The organism is Gemmatimonadaceae bacterium, assembly GCA_020852815.1.
GTDB lineage: Bacteria > Gemmatimonadota > Gemmatimonadetes > Gemmatimonadales > Gemmatimonadaceae > SCN-70-22.
This window is the reverse complement of record JADZAN010000019.1, coordinates 53,254-73,188: the sequence shown is the minus strand read 5'-3', so window position 1 is coordinate 73,188 and position 19,935 is coordinate 53,254. Positions and strand designations below refer to the sequence as shown.

The 19,935-nt window shown below is 68.6% G+C and carries 22 protein-coding genes and 1 tRNA gene; 17 read left to right on the top strand and 6 right to left on the bottom strand.

The genetic code is table 11. From position 1 onward, the window contains the following. Window positions 1-89: 89 nt before the first annotated feature. From IT359_11285 to IT359_11265, 5 genes are all read right to left on the bottom strand, one after another. Window positions 90-1,022, bottom strand: coding sequence for a hypothetical protein (locus IT359_11285; GenBank protein MCC6929563.1), 933 nt, complete (start codon window positions 1,020-1,022; stop codon window positions 90-92). Continuing rightward, window positions 1,019-2,554 (bottom strand): sodium:solute symporter, encoded by a 1,536-nt coding sequence (locus IT359_11280; GenBank protein MCC6929562.1) that lies wholly within the window; start codon window positions 2,552-2,554, stop codon window positions 1,019-1,021. The genes IT359_11285 and IT359_11280 overlap by 4 nt, the downstream gene beginning before the upstream one ends. Before the next feature lie 12 nt (window positions 2,555-2,566). Then, entirely contained in the window at window positions 2,567-4,543 is a 1,977-nt protein-coding gene (nagB, locus tag IT359_11275) for a glucosamine-6-phosphate deaminase (protein MCC6929561.1), read from the bottom strand. A gap of 30 nt (window positions 4,544-4,573) precedes the next feature. Continuing rightward, entirely contained in the window at window positions 4,574-4,858 is a 285-nt protein-coding gene (locus IT359_11270; GenBank protein ID MCC6929560.1) for an iron-sulfur cluster assembly accessory protein, read from the bottom strand. Window positions 4,859-4,981: 123 nt separating this feature from the next. Then, window positions 4,982-6,313, bottom strand: a complete 1,332-nt coding sequence (locus tag IT359_11265) for a serine hydrolase (protein MCC6929559.1) — start codon at window positions 6,311-6,313, stop codon at window positions 4,982-4,984. A 130-nt stretch (window positions 6,314-6,443) separates the two neighbouring features. Between IT359_11265 and IT359_11260 the strand changes: the two genes are divergently transcribed. The 17 genes from IT359_11260 to IT359_11180 all read left to right on the top strand — a co-directional run bounded on the left by IT359_11260 (window position 6,444) and on the right by IT359_11180 (window position 19,719). Continuing rightward, window positions 6,444-6,776, top strand: a complete 333-nt coding sequence (locus IT359_11260; GenBank protein MCC6929558.1) for a hypothetical protein — start codon at window positions 6,444-6,446, stop codon at window positions 6,774-6,776. A 126-nt stretch (window positions 6,777-6,902) separates the two neighbouring features. Continuing rightward, window positions 6,903-7,628 carry a CDP-alcohol phosphatidyltransferase family protein gene (locus tag IT359_11255; GenBank protein ID MCC6929557.1) on the top strand — a complete coding sequence of 242 codons (726 nt, stop codon included), beginning with the start codon at window positions 6,903-6,905 and terminating at the stop codon, window positions 7,626-7,628. A 126-nt stretch (window positions 7,629-7,754) separates the two neighbouring features. Beyond that, window positions 7,755-8,990: an inositol-3-phosphate synthase gene (locus IT359_11250; GenBank protein MCC6929556.1), complete on the top strand. Its 1,236-nt coding sequence runs from the start codon at window positions 7,755-7,757 to the stop codon at window positions 8,988-8,990. Beyond that, window positions 8,987-9,439 carry a hypothetical protein gene (locus tag IT359_11245; protein MCC6929555.1) on the top strand — a complete coding sequence of 151 codons (453 nt, stop codon included), beginning with the start codon at window positions 8,987-8,989 and terminating at the stop codon, window positions 9,437-9,439. Before IT359_11250 ends, IT359_11245 begins: the two co-directional genes overlap by 4 nt. Window positions 9,440-9,443: 4 nt before the next feature. Next, a complete protein-coding gene (locus IT359_11240; protein ID MCC6929554.1) occupies window positions 9,444-9,755 on the top strand; it encodes a hypothetical protein in 312 nt (103 codons plus the stop codon). Next, on the top strand, window positions 9,756-10,079 hold the full coding sequence (locus IT359_11235; protein MCC6929553.1) for a hypothetical protein: 324 nt from the start codon (window positions 9,756-9,758) through the stop codon (window positions 10,077-10,079). It begins immediately after the preceding gene. Window positions 10,080-10,302: 223 nt separating this feature from the next. Next, on the top strand, window positions 10,303-11,733 hold the full coding sequence (locus tag IT359_11230; GenBank protein ID MCC6929552.1) for a 2-oxo acid dehydrogenase subunit E2: 1,431 nt from the start codon (window positions 10,303-10,305) through the stop codon (window positions 11,731-11,733). Beyond that, on the top strand, window positions 11,733-11,999 hold the full coding sequence (locus IT359_11225; GenBank protein MCC6929551.1) for a hypothetical protein: 267 nt from the start codon (window positions 11,733-11,735) through the stop codon (window positions 11,997-11,999). The genes IT359_11230 and IT359_11225 overlap by 1 nt, the downstream gene beginning before the upstream one ends. Then, the gene (locus IT359_11220; GenBank protein ID MCC6929550.1) at window positions 11,996-12,874 is read left to right on the top strand and encodes a PHP domain-containing protein; all 879 of its coding nucleotides are present in this window, start codon (window positions 11,996-11,998) and stop codon (window positions 12,872-12,874) included. The genes IT359_11225 and IT359_11220 overlap by 4 nt, the downstream gene beginning before the upstream one ends. Further along, on the top strand, window positions 12,861-13,610 hold the full coding sequence (locus tag IT359_11215) for an SDR family oxidoreductase (protein MCC6929549.1): 750 nt from the start codon (window positions 12,861-12,863) through the stop codon (window positions 13,608-13,610). The genes IT359_11220 and IT359_11215 overlap by 14 nt, the downstream gene beginning before the upstream one ends. A 288-nt stretch (window positions 13,611-13,898) precedes the next feature. Further along, window positions 13,899-14,861 carry a thioredoxin-disulfide reductase gene (gene trxB, locus IT359_11210; GenBank protein ID MCC6929548.1) on the top strand — a complete coding sequence of 321 codons (963 nt, stop codon included), beginning with the start codon at window positions 13,899-13,901 and terminating at the stop codon, window positions 14,859-14,861. Next, window positions 14,858-15,571 (top strand): MBL fold metallo-hydrolase, encoded by a 714-nt coding sequence (locus tag IT359_11205; GenBank protein MCC6929547.1) that lies wholly within the window; start codon window positions 14,858-14,860, stop codon window positions 15,569-15,571. Before trxB ends, IT359_11205 begins: the two co-directional genes overlap by 4 nt. 7 nt (window positions 15,572-15,578) lie before the next feature. Further along, window positions 15,579-16,031, top strand: coding sequence for a DUF4149 domain-containing protein (locus tag IT359_11200; protein ID MCC6929546.1), 453 nt, complete (start codon window positions 15,579-15,581; stop codon window positions 16,029-16,031). A 206-nt stretch (window positions 16,032-16,237) separates the two neighbouring features. Continuing rightward, entirely contained in the window at window positions 16,238-17,056 is an 819-nt protein-coding gene (locus IT359_11195; protein MCC6929545.1) for a hypothetical protein, read from the top strand. A 118-nt stretch (window positions 17,057-17,174) separates the two neighbouring features. Continuing rightward, window positions 17,175-18,599, top strand: coding sequence for an aspartate ammonia-lyase (locus tag IT359_11190; GenBank protein ID MCC6929544.1), 1,425 nt, complete (start codon window positions 17,175-17,177; stop codon window positions 18,597-18,599). A gap of 90 nt (window positions 18,600-18,689) precedes the next feature. Continuing rightward, window positions 18,690-19,145 (top strand): Rrf2 family transcriptional regulator, encoded by a 456-nt coding sequence (locus IT359_11185; protein ID MCC6929543.1) that lies wholly within the window; start codon window positions 18,690-18,692, stop codon window positions 19,143-19,145. A 16-nt stretch (window positions 19,146-19,161) separates the two neighbouring features. Further along, a complete protein-coding gene (locus IT359_11180; GenBank protein ID MCC6929542.1) occupies window positions 19,162-19,719 on the top strand; it encodes a hypothetical protein in 558 nt (185 codons plus the stop codon). Between the two features lie 93 nt (window positions 19,720-19,812). Here IT359_11180 and IT359_11175 read toward each other — a convergent pair. Continuing rightward, window positions 19,813-19,896 (bottom strand) — tRNA-Leu (locus IT359_11175). Window positions 19,897-19,935: the final 39 nt, after the last annotated feature.

The following is a 19,935-nucleotide window of genomic DNA, read 5'->3' as shown; positions in this document are numbered from 1 at the left end:
TCGCAGGGGGAAGTGCAAGGCGCGGGCCGCCAACGTGGCGACCCGCGCCCACGACCGCCGTCTGGCGATCGACGGGGGCGACGGAAAGCCTACGGGGTTTCGGCGCCCAGCAGGCGCAGTGCACCGCGAACGGCACCGCGCACCGGGACCACGTCTTCCTCACGGAGCTGGGCTCCGGGAACCGCCGTCTTGAGCCGACTCACCATGCGCTTGCGCAGGAGCGACCCCTTGGCCAGGAGCCCACCACCCAGCGCCAACGGGACGGCCGCGCGCTCGTCGCCAAAGAGCTGCCGGGCGAGGGTGCGGGCGTGCAGGACGAGTTCCTCCACCGCGATGGTCACCAGCGAGTTGGCGCGCAGGTCGCCCCCCTGGGCTACGCTCAGGACCACCGGGGCCAGCGTCGCCAGCGTCGCCGGCGTGGCCTGCGCTCCCCAGGCGACGAGGTCGGCAACCTCGTTCACTTCCGCCGCGGTGAGCACGGCACCCACGAGCTGCGTCTCGGGCTCGCGCCCGTCGTGCGACGCGGTGACGATGCTCAGCGCCTTGCGACCGATCCACGCCCCGCTCCCCTCGTCGCCACACACCGGGCCCCAGCCGCCGCAGCGCGCGAAGGCGCCGGCGGGGCCGCGCCCGAAGCCGACCGATCCCGTTCCGCTGATGACCATGAGGCCGGCCCCTTCGCCAAACGCATCGTCCAGGGCAATCATCGCGTCGGGATGCACGACGATATCCTCTGCCACGTCGCGCCCCATCAGCGCCTGCCACAGCCCTTCGCGCTCCGGTTCGCGCCCAGCGCCCGCGGCGCCCACGCACAGGACCTTGGGGACGATGTGGCTCATGTCGCAGGCGGCCAGCGCGTCCCTGATGGTCGCCGCAATGGTGTCGGCGGCGCGTTCGATCTCGCCGGGGCGTGCCGCACTCGGCCCCCCCTCGGCCGTCACGATCTCCTTGCCGCTTTCGTCGGCGACCATCACGCGCGTGCGCGAGCCGCCGGCGTCGACGCCGACCACGATCGCGCTCATGCGCCCTTGGCGGTGGAGGTGGCGGGGAGCGAAGGCGGGGCAGGATGAGTGAGCGACGACAGCATGCCGATGACGAAGGTGATGGAAGTTCCGATGAGTACGTACCAGGGCCACGCGACGCGCGAGAGCGGACCGAGCGTGTCGGCCAGGGAAGGATAGGCGGTCGACAGCTGCTTCGCGAAGACCACGAACGACATCGCCGCGATCCCGAGCACGAGCCCGGTGATGGCGTCGCGCTGGTTGGCGCGCGCCCAGAAGTTCCCCAGGAAGAAGGTCCCCAGCAGCCCGCCATACGTGAACGACGCAATGCCGAGTGCGACGACCACGACCGGCGTCCCCTGCTCCTTGAAGAGGAGTGCGCCGCCGGTGAGGACGATGCCCCACCCCAGGGCAAAGAGCTTCCCGGCCTTGAGCGTGCGCTCCTCGTCAGGCTTGCGCCCCGTGAGGGGGAGATAGATGTCGTGCGTGGTGGCGGCCGCGAGCGAGTTGATGGCCCCGGAGTGCGTGCTCATCGTGGCCGCCACGATCGCGGCTATGAGGAGCCCCACCAGCCCCGGCGGCATTCGCTCCACGATGAAGGTGGGGAAGACGGCGTCGGGTGCGCCGAACGGCTTGCCGCCGTAGAAGACAAACAATCCGACGCCGATGAACAGGAAGAGCGTGAACTGGAAGAAGACGGCGATCCCGCTCCCGATGATGGCCCGTTGTGCGTCCTTGAGCGACCGCGACGAGAGGAGGCGCTGCACGATGAGTTGGTCGGCGCCGTGCGATGCCATGGCCAGGAACGCCCCGCCAATGAGCCCCGCGAACACGGTGTGCGCGCGATCGATCCCGGTGTACCAGTCGAGGACGGTGAGCTTGCCCTGCGCCCCGGCCTGCGCCAGGATCGCCGACCATCCCCCCTCGACCGACTGTCCGAGGAGGACGATGGCCGACGCGCCGCCAAAGATGTAGACGCCGGCCTGCACCAGCTCCGTCCACACCACCGCCTTCATCCCGCCGCGGTACGTGTAGATGATGGTGAGGACGCCGAGGATGAGGATGGCCGACGGCATGAGCGCCGACTTGGGGACGCGGTCGCCCAGGATGAGGGCGACCGGGATCGCGGTGGCGAAGACGCGCACGGCGTCGGCCATGGCGCGCGTGATCATGAAGACGATGGACGTCAGGCGGCGCGTGGCACTTCCAAAGCGCTTCTCCAGCAGCGCGTAGGCGGTGACCAGCTCCCCCTGGTAGTAGCGCGGGAGGAGGGCGTACGCCACGACGATGCGCCCAAGAATGTACCCGGCCGCCACCTGCAAGAAGCCCAGGTTCCCCGTGTAGGCCAGCCCCGGGATGGAGATGAAGGTGAGGGCGCTGGTCTCGGTGGCAACGATGGAGAACATCACCGCCCACCACGGAATCGCGCGATCGGCGACGAAGTAGTCGCGCGCGTCGTTCTGCCGCCGTCCCACCCACATGCCTAACGCGGTGGTCCCGGCCAGGTAGGCAAGGAGGACGATGGCGTCGAGCGCCGTGAACCGTGCACTCATGCGCACTCCTCCTTACATGACGACATAGGCCTCCATCGCGAAGTACTCGGCCAGGCCGAGCTGGTCCAGGAGCGCGGCCGTGTCCTTGTTGCGCGCCTCGACGCGCTGCCAGAACTCGCGATCGTCCTGCCCGGGAAAGGGCGCCGAGTCCTTCTGCGACTGGTGCTTGAAGATCGCCTGGATCTTGAGCTTGAGCTCGTCCTGCGAGATGGGCACGAGGTACGTCGCCTCCGTGATCGGCCACTCCTGCCACGCCCCCCGATACAGCCAAACCTCAGGCAGCAACGAGGAAGGTGGAGCCCCCTCGTCTTCTCGTCTTCTCGTCCTCTCGTCTTCTGCCAACTGCGCGAGCGCTCCCTCGATGGCCTCCTTGCACATCCGGTGCGTCCCGTGCGGGTCCGACAGGTCGCCCGCCACGTAGATGATGTCCGGCTGCTTCTCGAGGAGGATCGCCTTCACGATCGCCACGTCGGCCGGGCCAATCGGGTCCTTGCGCACCTTCCCCGTCTGGTAGAAGGGGAGGTTGAGGAAGCGCGCCGCCGTGGCGTCGAGCCCCATCGTCTCGATCCCCGAGATCGCTTCCGATTCGCGAATGATGCGCTTGATGTCCTGCACCTCGGCCGTGTCCACGTCGCCCGGATGCTTGGCGGCAAGGAAGCCGTACACGCGGTCGCGCATCGCCTCGATGGCCTCCACGTCCAGCTGTCGATCGTTGGCCAGGCGCGCCAGGAAATCGACGTAGCGGCGCACGTCATGGTCGAAGACGGCGATGTTCCCGCTCGTCATGTACGCCACGGTGATGTCGTTCTCGTTGAGCACCAGCTTGCGCAGGATCCCGCCCATCGAGATCACGTCGTCGTCGGGGTGCGGCGAGAAGCAGAGGATCCGCTTTTTCACCGGAAGCTTGGACCGCCCGCGGATCTTCGCGCCTAACGCGTTGAAGACGTGACCGTTCACCTCCCCCGCGCTCCCGAACCGCGCCACCAGCGACGACAGGTGATGCTCGGCGTAGTCGCGCTGCGTGAGCTTGAGGATCGCCTTCCGCTCCGTGAGCGAGAGCCAGACCACGGCGCGAATCGTCAGCTCCTCGCTCCACGTGACCTCGTCCAGCAGCCACGGGGTGGAAATGCGCGTAAGGTCGGCGGCGGCGGCACGATCGATGTAGAACGTGGTGGCCGGGTGGCGCTGCAGGAACGTCGCCGCGACATCGGTCGCGATGGCGCCTTCCACTGCGCGGCGCACGATCGCCGACTTGTGCTCGCCCGTGGCGAGGATGGCGATTTCGCGCGCGTCGAGGATCGACGCCACGCCCATCGTGAGCGCTTCGCGCGGGACGTTGTCCTCGCCAAAGAAGTCCGCCGCCGCATCGCGGCGCGTGATCATGTCCAACGTCACGAGCCGCGTGCGACTCTCGGCGCCCGACCCCGGCTCGTTGAAGCCGATGTGCCCCGTCTTGCCGATGCCGAGGATCTGAAAGTCGATCCCGCCGGCGGCACGGATCGCCGCCTCGTAGGCGCGCACGTGCGCGTCGACCTCGTCGCGGGGAACGTCGCCGCGCGGGATGTGCACGTTCTCGCGCACGATGTCGATCTGCGAGAACAGGTTCTCCCACATGAAGCGGTGGTAGGAGTGCACGCTGTCCGGCGCCATCGGATAGTACTCGTCCAGGTTGAACGTCACCACGTGACGAAACGAGAGCCCCTCGTCGCGGTGCATGCGGATGAGTTCCCGATAGACGCCGATGGGGGTGGAGCCGGTGGCGAGGCCGAGCACCAGGGGGCGTCCGGCGGCCGCGCGTTCGCGGATGAGGGTGGCCATGCGGGCCGCGACGACACGGGCGATGTCCTCGTGTTCGTCGACGACGATGGTGGGGATGCGCTCTTTGGAGTGGGCGTCGCTCATGGGGAGAGCCGGGGAATACGAAGGCCCGCGATTCGTCGACAACGACTCGCGGGCCTCGGACTTCGCGGCGGCACCCGGCGTGTGCATCACGTCGGGGGCCGGTGGGGTCATGGTTCGTTAGGCAGTGAAGGAACTACCACAGCCACAGCCACCGGTGGCGTTGGGGTTCTTGAAGGTAAACCCGGAACCCTGCATCGACGAGACGTAGTCGATGGTGACCTGGTTGATGTACTGCGCCGAGAACGGGTCGACGAACATGCGGAACCCTTCCTGCGACAGGATGTAGTCGTCCTCCGCCGCCTGGTCCTCGATCAGCAGGCCGTACTTGAAGCCGCTGCAGCCACCGGGCTGGACGCTCACGCGAAGACCGCCGACGTCTGGCGACACGCCCTCCGCGTCCATGAAACGCTTGACCTCGACAGCGGCGACCGGGGTCACGGTGACGACGATTTCGGGCGAGACGTTGGTGCTCACGATTGCCTCCGGTTACGTATGGTCGCAAATGCGACTTGAATAGTCGATAATCTATCGCCCGCCAGCGGGGCATTCAAGCAATGACGCGCCCGCGGCGCACCCTTGAAGCGCCCCCATCACGGCGTCGGCAACGGCGATCCGGACCTGCCCGATCTTCCGGTTCTCGCGCGTCGGATTCACACGATTGGTTAGCAGGATGACGAAGATATCGTTCCCGGGATCGATCCAGACCGACGTCCCGGTGAAGCCGGTGTGACCAAACGCGGCCGGCGACATGCGGTGACCGGCCGAGTTCGACCCGTTGGGCTTCTCCCACCCCAGCGCCCGGTTGGAGAGCGACGACTCGGGGCGTGACGTGAAGCGCGCGATCGTCGTGGAGTCGAGCACGCGCACGCCGTCCAACTGTCCGTAGCCCAGGTACATGCGCGCCAGGCGTGTGAGGTCAGCGGCGGTGGAGAAGAGCCCGGCGTGCCCGGTCATCCCGCCCAGTGCATAGGCATTCTCGTCGTGGACCTCGCCGCGCAGGTGACGCTGGCGCCATGGGTCGATCTCGGTGGGGGCAATGCGCGGCTTGAGCGAGGGCGCTGGGCGCCACCCCGTCTCGCGCATGCCTAACGGCGCAAAGACCTCGCGCGTGACGAAGACATCCAGCGGCGCGCCGGACACACGGCGAACGATCTCGCCCAGCAGGATCGCCCCCAGGTCGCTGTAGACCATGCGCGCACCGGGGATGGTGTCGAGCTGCGTGGCGAGGACGAGCGCCATGGCCTGCGCCGGCGTCGTGGCCTCCTTGTACAGCGGACGCCACGACGGGAGTCCCGCCGAGTGCGTGAGGAGGTGGCGCACGCGCACCTGGTCCTTGCCCGGACCGGTCCAGTCCGGGAGGTAGCGTTGCACCGGTGCCTCGAGGTCGACCTTGCCGCCTTGCACCAGGCGCTCCATGGCCGACGTCATCCCGATCACCTTGGTGAGCGAGGCCAGGTCCCAGATGGTGCGTTCGTTAGGCACGCTGGGATCGTTGGCGTCGAGCTGGCCGCCGCTCGACATGGCCAGGATCCCGTCCTTGCTCCCCACCACGGCAATCGCGCCGGGAAATGCGCCATCCCGCACTGCGTCCCGCACCGCGCCATCCAGGCGCGACTGCAGCGTGGCGAGGTCGACGCCGCGTGCGCTGGCTGCCTCGGCCGAGATGCGGGGGAGCGGGGCGGGGGAGGGCCCCTGTCCACCTACGCGGCACGCGGTGAGGAGCACGGCGAGCAGCGCCCCACGAAGCGCGAGCGCGACGGTGCCCGCGAACGTACGCGTGAGCCCGCCCGCGCGTGCGCGAGCGAGGCCGGAGACGTGGTCGGCGCGGAGTGTCCGGGACGACGGCGAATGGAACATCGTGGTGCGCGGGGAGTGTGATGTGGGGTGTTGCGCGACGTGGCGTGCCTGTCCAGCTTCGCCCGCAAGTCTGTGCAATCGGCAGGCGTGGCGCGAGAGGGCGCGCCCATTCCACATACCCCACTTCATCATGCGCCGATTCATCTTCGTGGCTCTGCTCTCATTGACGCCGCTCGCCGCCTGCTCGCGCCAGGTCGTGGTCCAGTCCGCGCCAAGTGCGGCGGCCGAGGTCTCGCTCAAGGTGACCAACACGACGTCGCAGGCGGTGACCGTCTTCCTGACCGCCGGCGGGGCGGAACAGCAGCTCAAGGTCGTCGCCGCCAACTCGACGGAGCTCATTCCGGTACGCGGCGTGAGCGCGGGAAGCACGGTGCGGTTGCGTGCCGCACTCGCCGATGGCTCGCGTTCGTACACCCGCGATGGCGTCGTCCTCACGGGCGTTTTCGAGTGGCAAGTGCCGTAGCCTGAGAGGGTTGTACGTGCCAGCCGACAGCGGTACTTTCAGGGGCTCGGAGACTGCCGAGCCCTTCTTGTTGCGCCGCCGCGTTCCCACAGTGACCGAACCGCTCGCCATCTCCTCACGCCACGCATGAAGAGTCTCTGGGAAGCGATCATACGCGGGTACCTGAAGGTGATCGCCCCCGTGGCGGACTGGATGGTTCGGCATCGCATCAATCCCAACACAATCACCACGGTCGGCACCCTTTGCTCGATGGCGGCAGGGGCGATCTTTGCCGCCGGACACATCCGCACCGCGGGGTGGGTCCTGGGGCTCACGGCACTGTTCGACGTGCTGGATGGGACTGTGGCTCGGCGCACGGGGCGCTCCACCGTGTTCGGGGCGTTCTACGACTCCACGCTCGATCGTGTAGCTGACGGCGCGCTGCTGGGCGGCCTCACGATCTTCTTCGCGCGCAACAACGTTCACCAGAGCATTCCGCCGTTGATGGGGACGCCGATGGTGGCGGTGCTCATTCTCGGCGGCATCGGGACGTTCCTCACGTCGTACACGCGGGCGCGTGCGGAAAGCCTCGGGATCGACGCGAAGGTCGGGATGCTGCAGCGTCCGGAGCGTATCACCCTGCTCTCGGCGCCGCAGGCATTCTTCGGACTCGCCCTCAACGGGTGGGTGCTCATCACCATCTGCGTGCTGCTGTCGGTGACGGCGTGGATCACCGCGGTGCAGCGCATCCTCTACGTTTACCGCGTGACGAAGCCGGCTATCGACGCCGACCAGGCTTCGAGCGCCCCCAGCGCGCCGGCCACCGGCGCCCACGCGCAGCACCCCGCCTCGGCGGGGCACGCCGCGCGCTAATTCGACTTTCCAGGAGAACTGTCCGTGCAGGGTTCGTCCGCTACCACGCCCCGTGTCGCCGTTCGTCCGGCCACCGGCAAGCTCGGCATTCTGACCCCGGGGCTCGGGGCCGTTGCGACCACGTTCATGGCTGGGGTGGAGAGCGTACGCCGCGGCATGAGCCAGCCCATCGGCTCGCTCACGCAGATGGCGACCATTCGCCTTGGCAAGCGCACGGAACATCGCGCGCCGCTCATCAAGGACTTTGTCCCCCTCACCGATTTGAAGGACATCGTCTTCGGCGCCTGGGATCCCATCGCCGACGACGCCTACACCGCCGCGCGCAAGGCCGGCGTCCTCGAGGATCGCGACCTCGAACCGCTGAAGGACTTCCTCTCGTCGATCGTCCCCATGCCGGCGGTGTTCGAGTCGCGCTACGTCACGCGCCTCACGAACACGACGAACGTGAAGTCGGGGAAGACCAAGCGCGACCTGGCGGAGCAGTTGCGCCAGGACATTCGCGACTTCAAGGCGAAGAACGATTGCGAGCGCGTCGTCGCCGTGTGGTGTGCGTCGACCGAGACGTTCATCAAGCCGGGGCCGCAGCACGCGACTGTCGAGCAGTTCGAGCGCGCGATGGAAGCGAACGACGATGCCATCGCACCGTCGATGCTGTATGCGTGGGCCTGCATCATGGAGGATGTCCCCTACTGCAACGGGGCCCCCAACCTCGCCGTCGACACACCGGCGCTCATCGAGCTCGCCAACCAGCGCGGGGTCCCCATTTCGGGGAAGGACTTCAAGACCGGGCAGACGTGGATGAAGACCGTCATCGCGCCGGGGCTCAAGGCACGCATGCTCGGCCTGGCCGGGTGGTACTCGACCAACATCCTCGGCAACCGCGACGGTGAGGTGCTGGACGATCCCGCGTCGTTCAAGACCAAGGAGGAGTCCAAGCTGTCGGTGCTGCACACCATCCTGCAGCCCGAGCAGTACCCGGCGCTGTACAAGGACTTCTCGCACGTCGTGCGCATCAACTACTACCCGCCGCGCGGCGACAACAAGGAAGGGTGGGACAACATCGACATCGTCGGGTGGATGGGCTACCCGATGCAGATCAAGGTGAACTTCCTGTGCCGCGATTCGATCCTGGCGGCGCCGCTCGTCCTCGACCTGGCGCTCCTGTCCGACTTTGCGCATCGCGCGGGGATGAAGGGGATCCAGGAGTGGCTCTCGTTCTACTACAAGAGTCCCATGGCGGCGCCCGGGTTGCAGCCGGAGCACGACCTGTTCATCCAGCAGACAAAGCTCAAGAACACGCTGCGTCACCTCATGGGTGAAGAGCAGATCACGCACCTTGGCCTCGAATACTACGCATCATGACGCAACGGCTCCGGCGCGCCCTGGCGGCGCTCGCAGTGGCGGCGGTGGTCATGGGAGAGACGGCGTGTGCCCCTACCGGGCCGCAGCCGCAGGTCCGGTTGTACACGGACGACTACTCCATCGCCATCTCGTTCGACCCTGCGCCGCCGTGCGCGCTGGAGCCGGTGGAGTTCAGGATCGTGGTGCGCGACGCCAAGACCGGCGAACCGATCGAGGGGGGCGAGGGACGCCTCTTCGCCACCAACGAGGACCGCAAGAGCACCGACAACGGCCTCACCCCCGGGAAGGAACTGGGGACGTACTACAGCAAGCTGATGTTCGTCAACGCCGGAACCTGGGCCATCGGCTTCCAGTTCCGCCGCGACTCCACCCAGCGTCTGCAGCGGGCCAACGACTGGATGCAGGAAATCATGGCGGAGGCCCCGCCCGGGCAGAACTGCAAACGATAGCCACATGCGCCACTTCTTTCGCACGCACCTCACGCCGGCCGAGGTGATGGACTCGGCCGATGTCTTCTTTTCCTCGTTAGGGCTCAAGACGCTGTCGTCGACGGCGCGCAGCCGCCTCTTTCAGGGCGCGGTCGGGACCCCCGAGGTGCCGGCCCGCCTCAAGCTGAGCGCCAAACCCGAGGGAGGGCACTACACCTTCGTCGAGGTCCACACTGACCAGATGGGCGAGAGTCGGCTGGATCGCAACGTGAAGAAGTTCTTCGTGCAGCTGAAGGGCCAGGACGATCCGCGCTACTCGCTGCAGGCGGCGTTCTAGGTGCGGACGGGGAACGGGGGTGCCGATGATGGAGGGTGGTCGTCCGGGAAGGAGCGGGCCCCGACCGCGGCGGAGAACGAGGACGCGATCGCCTTCGGGCGCAAGTTCGGCTTGGGGTGCTTCACCTTCATCGTCGGCTTCTTCAGCGGCGGGATGGTGGCGGTCCTCATCGGGCGCATCGTGGCGTTCTTCACCAAGGCGCCGTCGTGTGAGGGGCTCCCGATCTGCAACTGGCTCCTGTACGTCGGCGTGGGCGGCGTGCTCGGCGCGGTCTCGTTGCCCACGCTGGTACTTCGCCGGTTGACCCAGAAGGAGCGGAAGTAGACGGGATCGATGGGGCGCGCGCTGCTACAGCGGCAGCGCGCGGCGGCATAAGTTGAGAGCGGCGCGCCTCGACGGGACCTGCCCGGGAGAGGGGGCGCCGCTTGCGCGTCCGGCGCCGACGCTCGGGCGCCGCGCATCACCGGGCGCCGTGTACCAGTCGGCGTTCACGCCCTGAACCAGTCGGCGCTCGCGCCGCGAACCGGATAGACGAGAGGGAGATCCTTTGGCTCGCATCGACGTGGTCATGCCCCAGATGGGGGAATCGATCGCCGAGGGGACGATGTCCCGCTGGCTCAAGAAGGTCGGCGACACCATCAAGCGCGACGAACCGCTGTTCGAGATCTCCACGGACAAGGTCGACGCGGAGATCCCGGCGCCGTCGGCAGGGATCCTCGTCGAGATCCTGGTGACGGACGGACAGACGGTCCCGGTGCAGGCGGTGGTGGCGCGCCTGGAGACTGATGCGAGTGCCGCGGCGGCGATGCCGGCGCAGGCGCCGAGCGAGCCGGCGGCGAGCGGGCCGGCGGCGGCAGCCGGCGGGGGGGCCCCCCCCGCTATCGAATCTGTCGCCGAGCGCGCGTCGGTACCCAACCATTCCACCGCGCACCCCATCCTTCCAGCGGCAGCCGGCGCCACGGCACCACTCGGCGCCTCGACGGCGCCAGGCGCATCGTCCGGCTCGTTCGAGGATCGCCTCCGCACCAAGTCGTCGCCGCTCGTGCGGAAGATCGCCGCCGAGCATGGGATCCAGATCGCTGGCCTCCAGGGAAGCGGGATCGCCGGGCGCGTCACCAAGAAGGACATCCTCCAGGCCATCGAGGCCGGAGTGACGACGCCGAGTGCGGCCAGCGCGCCGGGGTTGCGACCAGGGGCGGCGCCGGCGCCGATGGCGTCGATGTATGCCCCGGGCGGCTTCGGTTTCGAGCCCCCGGTCGTGCAGCCGTGGCCGGGCGACGTGGTCGAGCCGATGTCCAAGATCCGGCGCCTCACCGCCGGCCACATGGTCTACTCCAAGCAGACGTCGGCCCACGTCACGACGTTCTTCGAGATGGACCTCACGCGCGTGGCGCGCATCCGCCAGCGCATGCGCGCCGACTTCGAGGCGCAGTACGGGGAGAAGCTCACCTTCCTCCCCTTCATCACGCAGGCGGTGGTGCAGGGGCTGCGCAAGTTCCCGGTCATCAACGCCGCGGTGCGCGGGACCGACATCGTCTTCCGCAAGCAGTACAACATCGGGATTGCCGTGGCGCTGGACTGGGGGCTCATCGTCCCGGTCGTGAAGCAGGCCGACTCGCTGTCGCTCGTTGGGCTCACGCGCAACATCAACGACCTGGCGGGACGCGCGCGCAACAAGAAGCTCAAGCCCGAGGACGTGCAGGACGCATCGTTCACCATCACCAACCCGGGCGTCTTTGGCTCGGTGGTGGGGACACCGGTGATCCCCCAGCCCACGGTGGCGATCCTTTGCCTCGGCGCCATCGAGAAGCGTCCCAAGGTCATTGCCGGCGCCGATGGCGAAGACACGATTGCCATCCGCACCTGCGCGTACTTCTCGCTCTCGTTCGACCATCGCATCGTCGACGGTTCCGACGCCGATGCCTTCATGGCGTTCCTCAAGAAGCAGCTCGAGACCATCCCCGACACCGGATTCTGATGCCCACTCGCAGCCTGACGATCGACGAGAAGTCCTGGCGCGTCTATCCCAGCGGATACGTCACGCAGTACGAGCACGACGAGTTCGGCCTGGTCTTCGTGCACGGCACGGGGGCTGGACGCGAGGTCCGCGTCACGCGCTACTCGCCGCACGGGTCGCGCTCGCGCGAGCAGTCGCTGGCCGAGCTCCCCGAGAGTGACCTGCGCCGCCTGTTCGCGGAGTCGCAGCCGGGAGCGATGTCGCCTGAGGCGGGCTACGCCTCGTGAGTGATCCGGCCGCCATGACGGCACCGGGCGAGGGAACGGTGGCGCGCGTCGACTTGCACATGCACTCGACCGCGTCCGACGGCTCGCAGACCCCGGATGCGGTTGTGGCGGCGGCGCTGGCCGCCGGCGTCCACGCCATCGCGCTCACCGACCACGATACTGTGGCGGGGGTCCCGCTGGCGCGCGAGGCGGCGGCGGGAACGGCGTTGCGCGTGATTGCCGGCGTCGAGCTGTCCGCATACCAGGGCGACGAGGAAACACACCTCCTCGGCTTGCACCTGGCGGATCTCGCGAGCATGGAACGGGCCCTCGAGGCGTTTCGCGAGGCGCGCCGCGATCGCGGGGCGCAGATGGTGGCGCGCCTCAACGCGATCGGGGTGAAGATCACCTTCCAGGACGTGCTGGACGCCGCGGGGAGCGGCGCCATCGGGCGCCCGCACGTGGCCAAGGCACTCGTCGAGAACGGGTGGGCGCGCGACAACCGCGACGCCTTCGATCGCTACCTGGGGGCAGGGCGCCCCGCGTACCTCGACAAGCGACGCCTCTCGCTCCTCGACGCGATCGCGATGGTGCACGACTGCGGCGGGATCGCGGTGCTGGCCCACCCCGGCGGCGAGGGGACGCTGACGCGCCTCACCGCGCTCAAGGCGATGGGGCTCGACGGCGTCGAGGTGTTGCACCCGTCGCATGGCGCCGAGGACCGCAAGCGCCTCCTGGCTGTCACCGAGCACCTCGACCTCGTCCCGTCGGGCGGCTCCGACTCGCACGGCGCCACCGGCGGGTCGCGCGTCATTGGCGCGTTGGCCGTCCCGGTGGAATGGCTGGAGCGGCAGGACGCGCGCGTCGAGTCGCGGCGCGCCGGTGTCGCTGCCTAACGGGGGAGCGGTGACCGTGCGCCCGGTGGCGCTCGTGACCGGCGGGGCGCGGCGCATCGGCGCCGCCCTGTCGCGCGCGTCGGCGCGCCGCGGCTACCACGTCGCCATTCACCATCGGCAGTCGCCAGACGAGGCAGCGGCGCTCGTGCGCGAGATCGAGTCGAGCGGCGGATCGGCACACGCCGTGGTCGCCGACCTCCTCGACGCCGATGCCCCCGAACAACTGGTCTCCGACGTCGTCGCGCGCTGCGGGCGGTTGGACCTCCTCGTCAATTCGGCGGCCAACATGCTGCGCACCCCGGTGGGGCGCACCACGCCGGCGCAGTGGGACGAGATCTTCGCCCTCAACACGCGCGCCCCGTTCTTCCTCGCGCAAGCGGCAGCGCGTCATTTGGGCGAGGGGAGTTCGATCGTCAACATGGCCGACCTGGCGGCGTTCGAGACGTGGGGTGGCTACGTGCCGCACGCCATGTCCAAGGCGGCGATCGTGCAGATGACGCGCGCGCTGGCCCGCGTCCTGGCGCCGAAGATCCGGGTCAACGCGATCGCCCCCGGAGTGGTCCTCCTCCCCGAATGGCTCGACGCCGGCGCCGTCGAGCACCTCGCCGAGACCACTCCGCTCAAGCACCACGGCTCACCCGAGGATGTGGTGCGCGCCTTCGACTATCTCCTCGACGCGACCTTCGTTACCGGCGAGGTCCTCCTGGTCGACGGCGGGCGGCACGTGCGGCGGTAGCACCCGGCGCCCGCGGCGCGCCGCGGCGATTCCCGAGGGCGGGCGGGAACGTCGGTTCCCCGAAACGGACTGGTGAGGAAGAGCACCGCGCGCCTCCCCGCGCCTCCGCGCGCCTCCCCGCGCCTCCGCGCGCCTCCGCGCGACGAGACGGGCAATCGCCGGTACCACCGTGCGCGGAGACGCGCGAGATTACCGCTGGCGTTCGGGATACGCGGCGAGCGATGAACCGCTTCCTGAACCGTTGCAACCGCGCGGCCCGGCCGCGCACCACCTATCGGGAGCAAGCACGTGGGGATCCAGCACTACGAAGTCGTGATCATCGGGGGAGGGCCATCGGGGATGACGGCGGGACTCTACGCCGGACGCTCGATGCTGAAGACGGTCGTGCTCGAGCGCGGTGCACCTGGCGGCGAGCTGCTCAATACCGAGATGATCGAGGACTATCCCGGCTTCGAACATGTAGAGGGGTGGGAGCTGGCGCAGAAGTTCGCCAGCCACGCCGCGAAGTTCGGCGCGGAGTTCCACACGCGCAACGTCGCGAGCGTGAAGCGCCAGGACGACGGGTCCTTCCACACCACGTGTGACGACGGCGAGGTGTATGTCTCGCCCACGGTGATCGTCACGGCGGGGGGCACTCCCATCAAGCTCAACATCCCCGGCGAGGCGGAGTACGCGGGGAAAGGCGTCTCGTATTGCGCCGTCTGCGATGGGGCCTTCTTCAAGGGGCACACGATCGCCGTGGTGGGCGGCGGCGACGCGGCATGCGAGGAGGCCGACTACCTCACGCGCTTTGCCAGCAAGGTGTACCTGATCCATCGCCGTGACACCTTCCGCGCGTCGAAGATCGTGCAGAAGCGCGTCTTCGAGAACCCGAAAATCGAGGTCATCTGGAACACCGTCGTCGACCAGGTCTTCGCCGATGCCAACGGCCTGGTGGATCACGTCGCGCTGCGTGACGTGAACAGCGGCGCCACGCGTGACCTCGCGGTGACCGGCTTCTTCGTCTTCATTGGCTTCCAGCCCAACACGACGATCATCGCCGATCACGTGGACCACGACGAGTCGGGATACCTGCGCACGGGATGGCACATGGAGACGAACGTCCCCGGGCTCTTTGCGGCTGGCGACGTGCGCGTGCAGCTCACGCGACAGGTCACCACCGCGGTCGGCGATGCAACCACCGCGGCGGTCGCCGCCGAGAAGTACCTCACCGCGCTGCGCGACCGCGGGAAGGCGGGAGAGAAGGCGTGAGCGCAGGCGGGAGCGCAGGCGGGAGCGCAGGCGGGAGCGTAGGCGGGAGCGCAGGCAGGAACACTCGCGTGAAGATCGCGTCGTTCGTCGTCGGCCCCTTCCAGGAGAACTGCTACCTCGTCGCCGACGAGGCGGCGGGGAAGGGGGTGCTCGTCGATCCGGGCGACGACGGCGACCGATTGCTCGACGCCGTGGAGCGCGCCGGCGTCTCGCTGGAAGCCATCTGGCTCACGCACGCGCACCTCGATCACATCGGCGGGATCGCGGCCATCAAGCGACGCATCGATGTCCCCGTCTATCTCCACGCCGACGACCGGGTGATGTACAGCTACGCCCCCCAGGCGGCCGCGATGTACGGCGTTCCGTTCGAACTCGGCCCGCTCCCCGACCGCACCTTCACCGAGGGCGACACGGTCTCCGTCGGTGCGCTCACCTTCACGGTGTGGCACATGCCGGGGCACGCGCCTGGGCACGTGGTGCTGCACGGGCACGGCGTCGCCTTCGGCGGCGACGTCCTGTTCGCCGGCTCCGTCGGGCGCACCGACCTCCCGATGTCCGACGGCGCGGCGTTCCAGCGCACGCTCGAGCGCGTCTCCACGCTCCCGCCCTCTACCGTCGTCTATCCCGGGCACGGACCGGCGACGACGATTGGCGAGGAGCTGGCGTCCAACCCGTTCCTCACCGGGCTCGCCCGCCCGGTGCGTCGTTAGGCCCGCCATGTCCACTCGCACCGACTTCCTGCTCTGGCTCTGGATCGGCGCCGCGCTCCTCTTCTCCGCCGTCGTTGCGCCGACGCTCTTTGCCGTCCTCCCTACGCGAGCCCTCGCCGGGCTCGTCGTTGGGCGTGTCCTCCCGGTCATCTTCTGGAGCGGCGTGGTGGTGGGCGCCTTCGCCCTCGCCACGCACTCCGGCTGGCGCCGTGGCGCCGCCGCCCTCATCCTCCTCACCGCGTTAGGCGCGCAACTCGGCGTGGCGCCGCGCATCCTGGCGTTGCGCGCCGAGCTCGGCCCAAACATCGAGTCCATCGCCAGGGACGACCCGCGGCGAGTGGCCTTCGGCAGGTGGCACGGCGTGAGCGTCGCACTTCTCGGCGCCGGCCTCATGGCTGCGGCGGCCATCGCCATTGCCGGGCTCGTCTCACGCACGTCGCCGCCCGCTTCCACTCGCTGATCGCGCGGTGCGCCCTGATTCCTGTCACCACATCACGTCTTCGCTTTTTCGCGTCGTCCCCTCGATCGGAAACGATCTGCGCTCTCATGTCGGGAACTCCTGGCACCCCAGGTGTCACATGGGCACACGCCTCGCCGGGCGAGTCTTGGCGCGCGCGTCGTCCGTCCCGCGATCGTGACCGCTGCCCCCCCCATTCTCCTCAGCTGATGTCCATCTCTCGTCAGGCTCGCCTTGCTGTCACGACGCTCGCTGCGCTCAGCGCGGCCGTCGTCTTCGTCACCGCCTGTGACACCACCTCGTCCTTCACCCCCGGGACGCAGAACTGGGGCTTCGTCTACGTCAGTGCGCTGCGCTCCAACACCGGCGAGCACCGGACGGCGCCGACCGGGTCGTTCTTCAAGGGGAGCCTCTCGTCGATCCCGGATGCCCGCCTGCGCACCGACTCGTGCTTCTCGGCGGGCGACTACGTCGCCCCCAACAACGGTGTGCTCACCGGCGTGACGTACCTCGACGCCGGCCAGAACCTCACGACCAAGCTCGGTGCCAATTCGTCGACCATCCCGCGCGTGAGCAGCGGGACGGCAACGGTCTACAACCTCGCGACCGGGACGACGCTTCCGTACACCCCGGGAGATTCAGTCGTCGTGACCGTTCCGGGAGCCGCCGGGGGCTATCCGCAGTCGGAAGTGCGCGGCAAGAGCGCCGAGTCGTTCACCGCCGACGCCATCGCACCGTCGACTGCAACGATTCCGCTCAAGTGGAGCGCCTCGTCGGACGGCAACAGCACCATGATCGTCTCGCTGCAGTACACGCCGGCCGGGGGGACGAAGGTCCAGGAAATCCGCTGCGCCTTCACCGACGACGGCACCGACTCGATTCCGCTGCGCCAGCACCAGGCGTGGTCGACCTCGACCAACACCTATCGCGCCGCCGTCTTCACCAGGCTCAGGACGTCGCTCGTGGCCGTGAGCGGCGGCGGGCTCGAACTCGTCTCGACGTACAACATTCCCACGCCGACCCCGTAGGACGCCGGCGCGCGAGGGGCGGCGCCGTTTACTGCCGTCCCTCGCGTGCTCGCCCTCGCCACGCGGGCGTCGCGTTGACCGCGTGCGCACCAACGGGGGGCCGTTACCCCGTCTCGTCATGACGACCACCCGCACGGAACGCGACCCGCTGGGCACCCTGGAAGTGCCCGCCCACGCGCTGTACGGCATCCAGACGCTGCGCGCGCTGAGGAACTTCCCCATCAGCGGGCTGCGCCCACTCGAGCCGTTTGTCGTGGCGCAGGTCTGGATCAAGAAGGCGGCGGCGCTGGTGCATCGTCGCACCGGGCGCCTGGCCCCGGCGCTCGCCGACGCCATCGTCGCCGCGGCAGACGAGGTCCTCGCCGGCCAGCATCGCGAGCAGTTCGTGGTCGATCCCTACCAGGCCGGTGCGGGGACGAGCCACAACATGAACGTGAACGAGGTCCTGGCCAACCGCGCCAACGAGTTGTTAGGCAGCGCCCGCGGAGCGTACACCCCGGTGCACCCTAACGACCACGTGAACATGGCGCAGAGCACCAACGACACCATCCCCACCAACATCCGCCTTGCAGTCCTCTCACGGCTCGAGGCGTTCGAGGGCGCATTCGGCGGGTTGCGTGATGCGCTGGCCGCCAAGGGGCGCGAGTTCGACGACGTGGTGAAGGCAGGACGGACGCACCTGCAGGACGCCATGCCGATTCGCCTGGGCCAGGAGTTCACCGCCTACGCCGGTTCGATCGATCGCGGCATTCGGCGCGTGCGCGAGAGCGCCGACTACCTGCGCGACCTCGGCATTGGCGGGAGTGCGGTGGGCACCGGCGTCACGGTCGAACCGGAGTATCCCGCGCTGATGGTCGAGGCGCTCTCGGACATGACCGGACTCTCGCTGCGAGTCGGCAACGACCGCATCCAGCTCATGCAGTCCATGGGCGACGTTGCCGGCGTCTCGGCGGCGCTGCGCGTCCTCGCAATCGACGTGTCAAAGATCGCCAGCGACCTTCGCCTGATGGTGATGGGGCCGCGCACCGGGATCGACGAGATCGTCCTGCCGGCGGTGCAACCCGGGTCGTCCATCATGCCGGGCAAGGTGAATCCCTCGATCCCGGAGATGGTGAACCAGGTCTGCTACCAGGTGATGGGGTGCGACACGACGGTCGGCATTGCCGCCGAACATGGGCAGCTCGAGCTCAACGTGATGATGCCGGTCATTGCCCACAACGTGCTCCTCTCGTTGCAGCTGCTGACCAACGCCGCCCGGGTGCTGGACGAGAAGTGCGTGCGCGGAATCCAGGCACACCGCGAGATGTGCGCCTGGTGGGTGGAGCGTTCGGCCGCGCTGGCCACCGCACTCGCACCGCAGATCGGCTACGCCGCCGCGGCGGAACTCAGCAAGCGCTCGGTGAAGGAGGGGATCCTCATTCGCGACCTGGTTCGCAACGAACGCATCCTCCCAGCCGACGAGATCGACGCCGTCCTGGACCTGCGAAAGATGACCGAGATCGGCATTCCGTCTGGCAAGCACCCTCCCGCCGGAACCGGCTAACCGCTCGCGTCCGTCCCCTTTGCTACGTTTTCTCGTCCCCAGCTTTCGCTGGGGCAGGCTTCTCGTCCGCTCGTCTTCTATATTGAGGCCATGCGAATCACGACGTGGGCCGAGTACGGACTCATCTGCGCGCTGCACCTCTCCCGGCGACATGGCGAGGGGCCGGTGACCGGGCGCGAGATCGCGGCGCGCGAGCGCCTCCCGGCCGACTACGTGGAGCAGATCCTCCTGCGGCTTCGCCGCGCCGGGATCGTCAACAGCACGCGCGGAGCAAAGGGCGGCTACATACTCTCCCGCGACCCGATGGACGTCACCGTGCGCGAGGTCATCTCCGCCTCGGAGAAGGGGACCTTCGAGCTGCACTGCGTGGCGCATCCCATCGCCGAGGAACGCTGCTCGGAGGCGCAGAACTGCAGTATTCGTCCCGTCTGGATGATGCTGCAGCAGCGAATCGACGACGCCCTGGACAGCGTCCGCCTGTCGGACCTTCTCCAGGACGAAACGTCGGTTCGCGCCCGCGTCGGGCTCCCCGTCGTGCAGGGCTGACGCCGGAAGGCGCGCCGTGTCGCCGCGTCTGTTCGACGAGTGGCGCTCCGAGCGGCGCCTCAAGCGCGCCCTGGAATCGTATGTGGCGGGGCTCATGACCGAGCCCGACCCCGACGATGTCGCCTGGCTCGGCGAGGCGGCGTGCCGCGGTGACCTGGACCGCGCCGCCTGGGAGCTTCGCTACGCCCGGCGCGCCTTGGGTTTGATCGTCGCCCAGCGCGACGCGCTCGACGATCGCACGGGTTCGCTGGTGGCGCGCGAACTCGGGCTCGCACTGCAGGCCGACCGCAACGTGGCGCCGGCGATGCTGAAGGTCTCGGAACGCCAGTTCAACGACCGCCTCACCATGTATCGCGATGTCCTCGCGTCGCGTACGCCGAGCGAGGGAACGGGGATGCGGCTCGGCCGCGCGCTGCTGCTCATCGCGGGAACGGCGCGGGCTGCCGACGACATGATCGTGCGCGGCGGCGACATTCTCGCGCGCTACGTCGGCGAGTCGAACGAGGTGTTGCGCAAGGCGTTCGGCGCCCCCTCGCTCCCCGAGGACATTCCCCCGTCGGCGCTGGGCCGCTGACGCTCGACGGGGAAAGCAGAACGGCGCGCCACCCGATTGGGGGCGCGCCGTTCGATTGGTGCTGGATGGTGCTTGCTCATGCTATCGCTGCAGTGCGCTCGGGGAGACTCGAACTCCCAAGGGGTATCCCCCACCGGCTTCTGAGACCGGCGCGTCTACCAGTTCCGCCACGAACGCGTGCTGTCGCTGCCACCGCGGCGACGTCACGCCAGCTGA